At 56.1% G+C, this 4095-nt stretch carries 2 protein-coding genes and 1 pseudogene; 1 reads left to right on the top strand and 2 read right to left on the bottom strand.

Annotated features, from left to right (window positions below):
* Positions 1-1750: 1750 nt before the first annotated feature.
* Both ligD and ACXJ5O_RS20550 read right to left on the bottom strand, forming a co-directional pair.
* Entirely contained in the window at positions 1751-2803 is a 1053-nt protein-coding gene (gene ligD / locus ACXJ5O_RS20555; RefSeq protein ID WP_457301515.1) for a non-homologous end-joining DNA ligase, read from the bottom strand.
* A 185-nt stretch (positions 2804-2988) separates the two neighbouring features.
* The gene (locus tag ACXJ5O_RS20550) at positions 2989-3249 is read right to left on the bottom strand and encodes a hypothetical protein (RefSeq protein WP_457301514.1); all 261 of its coding nucleotides are present in this window, start codon (positions 3247-3249) and stop codon (positions 2989-2991) included.
* Here ACXJ5O_RS20550 and ACXJ5O_RS20545 point away from each other — a divergent pair.
* Positions 3239-4095 (top strand): annotated as a pseudogene (locus tag ACXJ5O_RS20545) (hypothetical protein); the annotation flags it as partial. The gene ACXJ5O_RS20550 and the pseudogene ACXJ5O_RS20545 overlap by 11 nt on opposite strands.

The raw sequence follows: 4095 nt of genomic DNA, 5'->3' as shown, positions 1-4095 counted from the left end.
CTCTATCAGTGTGGAAAATAGGAAATTTGTTTCGTAATCGCCAGGGGTCAACTCTCTGAAAACCATTTTAATCTGCCAAGCGACTCAACTACCGTCCGATCAAATCTCACTTCAAGAATCGGTCGGAAATGAACGAACCGCGGAAAAGGTACAGGCCCAAGCGGGACAGGCGCGATACTGCTACCAGGGTAGCCGGTTATGTTTCCAGCCTGAAATCAAACAATCCAAAACTGACGCCTCGGGAGATCGCCAACCTGTTGGAAATTTCTCCATTTCATCCACCAGAAGGGCTGCGCTGGTCGGCAATTGCGGTAACGAGATTATTGACCGATACGGGAATGAGCTAGATCCATCTGCCTTCACACTCAAAAACAGGCGGCTCGTTTCTAGGTATCGAGGCAACCAGCGCCAAGACGAGAATTGGGAGTGTGACCCAAAGAAGGTCGTAAGCCGCCGCGCTCATTCAATTCCTCCCTTCATCAATTCGATAAGGAACCCCAGAGTAGTGGGTATCCAATCAAAGAGACTCGGCACCTAGAACCGAAGAGATCATCGAGGCCGAGTCCCCGCCGGTCAGAAGGACTAACCAGCACACCATAACTAGCCAACCAGATTAATGTTCCACCAATTGGTGAGACCCGACGTGGGGTTAATGGGCGGTGACACGCCGGGCCTCGTGCCGGAGCTCGTGGGCTCTCCGATCAAACCACCTCGGTTCGCTGATCGTTCCGGTATTAAGTCTTTTGAATTAGGGTGAGGCCCGACACCCTCCTTGGGCTCGGATGACAGATGCCGGAGCCTCTGCCGTCCCTTGCGAGACGACTTGGCTACAACACAGATTCCAGCAATTGTGTTCCAAGAACCGGGAGCCTGAAATAAAGCCCAATCTACCGGAAACGCAAACCGGAGATCGGGCTCAAATTTGCTGACGCGTGAGAACAAGCAGTCTGCTCGTCGTCAGCGGGTCATCGCCAATTAGGGGCACTGGCGCGGAACCGCCTCACGAATGTGTCCTTCGATTGCGGAATGCCACGGCCTTACTCCTATCAACTGTTGGAAGATCGGAGTGAGGTCCTCCCGCCTAGGTTCCGGACAGGAAGCTAGRGACGCCCCYGAKTCGGGTAAATAAACATATCGATYTAATKTCGCTCACCATCGCGTGAACGCGCTTTGAACCGCGCATCATCGCATCCGGCGCCGCACTATAAAGATTACACAAACGGTCACGATGAGGACTATGGCGGCTAAGGGATACATAAGAAAACTCGATGAAAGCAGATTAGCTGGAATGGTCGTCATTTCTTGTTCCTGCGCCCTGGGCCTGTAGTGGTGGGGTCCGACGCTTCCCCGGAGAGGGATGTCGGCACCGGACCCCTGCCGAAGAGCGCCACGCTCCCCGACGCGATATGAACCGTTCACAATGTCGGAAGTTCCACTAGGATCAGAAGAGGCCCACCGGTTTAGGAGGCAGTGGCAGTAAGATCGATGACGCGTATCAAGGAGCGGCAAGCCCGGTGTCCCGACCTGCCGGATACGCAATACGAAAGCAGGCCGGGTGCCGACCAAGTGGCACTATGGTCAGCACCCAAAGCGTGCGCCTCTATGATTAACAAAAGGTGAGGCCCGATATCGGGGTCACCGTCCGACATCGAGCCTCCTGCTGAAGAGTGCCAAGCCCCCCTCAACCAGCTAACAACACTGGGACGAGCGGGAATGTTCCTCCGAAAATAAAAGTATTAATTTCCAGCCTCTAAGCCTTTAGGTCAAAAACCTCAGCATGGTCGGCACCTTCCCTTAACCCCTTAAAGGATGTGTGACGCAGTTTTTTATCATGCGTCCATCCGCCGAATACGACTTCAGCTACGAGAGTAGGTTCTGTAAACACCAGTGTCTTACCCTTGACCGGTGCCGCTGGCTTGTCGACGCGCAAAGTATCGAGCTTCTGTTTCAGGTCGCGAGCCAGTTTGGACGAAAAGTCTGTACCGACATTGCCGACATAAACCAGTCCATCGTCGCCGTGCGCGRCAAGTAGGAGACTTGCGATTGACCCGCGCACCTTGACGAACGGTTCATAGCCAATGACCGCGAAGCTTTCGCTGTTGCTGCATTTGATTTTGAGCCAGTCGCCGGACCTCCCGGAGCGATAGGTGCTGTTTCGATCCTTCGCGATGATCCCTTCAAGGCCGTGCATACAGGCGTTCCGCAGGAGGAGCGCGCCATCGGCATCGAACTCTTCCGAGAGCCGGATCGCACCTGCGGCGTCCGCAAGCAGGGTCGCGAGCATCTGTCGGCGCGACGATAGCTCGATGCCTGTAAGGTCGTGGCCGTCGAAGTAGAGCAAATCGAATGCGTAGAGGACTGCGTTCTTTGCCGCGCGTGTCGCCCGTCGGCCGCCAAGATCCTGTTGCAGCAGACCGAAGTTGGGCAGGCCCTTTTCATCAAGCACAACCGCCTCACCATCCAGAATCATGGTTTCGGGGCCCAAGTCCTTTGCGGCGGCTGCAATGGCCGGGAAATACGATGTCCAGTCGTGGCCGCCACGGGTGATAATCCGGACTCTGCGAGGTTCAACGTGGACCGCGAGACGATAGCCACCCCATTTGACTTCGTAGGCCCAATTGTCGCCCCTCGGCGGCTTCTTCACCAGTAGAGCGAGGGCAGGTTCAATGCGCGCGGGCATGGGCTCAAGCGCAAGCTGCGGTTGGCGCTTGTCGCGCAGCTTGATCGGTCGGCTCTTGAGTGGGACGTCGAGATCGGTCAGAAGGCCGATGGTTTGCAGTTTGCGTGTCGAGCTTTTTGCCATTTGCCCTCAACGGTGCACGACGAAGCTAGTTCCGCAACTTCTGATAGGCAATATTCATTACTGCATGTTTCTGCCGTTGCTGCACTGCAACAGATTCAAGTTTTCTTAAGCAACGCAAAAGTTTTGCCTCTACAACCTATTGTTGTATCCACCGAATCCCATAGCTTGCGACTGCGGGCGCAGTTTTAAGGGGCAAGGTCGGTGGCAACAAACATCAGCAGTGGAATTTTGGTCACACGGAACGCGCTTCTCGCGGGGGTGTGCACCTCGGCCTTGGCTTTGGCATATTCCGTGTCTCCGACCTCGGCGGCAGAATATCTCGTTGGCAACGATTTGGCTTTACGAAACGCCATAACGACCGCGAATACCAATGGCGACACCGCTGCTGTGATAAAACTAACGAATGGGTTTTCAATTTCTGGCGGTGCGTTGCCGGTGCCGACCAACCCGATCACCATCGACACGCAGGGTTTTACTCTTGCGAACGCAAGCTTCTCAGGTGCGACCCAGCCGGTGATGCTGGAGGGCATTTTAGGGCCATCTGTCTCCACAGGTTTGCAAGCCACCAATTCCTCCATCATCAACAATGCGTCCATTTCCAATGGGGGTGGTACTGGTGCTGGAAACGCAGTCGTCCTTAACACCAACTCAACGCTGGTCAACAACGGGACCATTAGAGCAGTCCCTAACGGCACCGCAGCCAGCGGTACTGCGGTGCAGGTTCGTAGCGGATCGGTACTGATCAACAACGGGACCATTGAAGGGGGCGACAGTCCCATAGGGGGAGGTCTTGCTATCGATTTGGGGGCGATGGGCACTGTAGGCACTCTGACGAACAACGGTACGATCCGCGGCGGAGACGCCCCGGGCGGCAGTGGCCCGGCAATATTGGCGCGTGCAGGTGCGCGCCAGATCATCAATACCGGCACGTTGGAAGGCGGAAGCGGCGCCGTTGCGATTATTGGCTCTGGAGCGACTCCCAACCTTGACATCATCAACAGCGGCACCATCAGCGCCGGCACCGGACAGGCTGACGCCATCCGGTGGACCACTCCACCGACGACGGGCACCTTGACTTTAGAACTGCGAGCAGGGTCAGCAATCGAAGGCAATGTGGTGGGCAACGCTACGGTTGGCCCAAACGACACCCTCCGGCTCGGGGGGATGGCAAACGCCACCTTCGACGTTTCGGCGATCGGTCCACAATACCAGAACTTCGATACCTTCGAGAAGACTGGCACCAGCACCTGGGCGCTGACCGGCACAGGCACGGCCACCACGAACTGGAACAT

This window comes from Phyllobacterium sp. P5_D12 (assembly GCF_054049495.1).
Note: the sequence above shows the minus strand (reverse complement) of the source record. Positions and strands in the feature narration are given on the sequence as shown.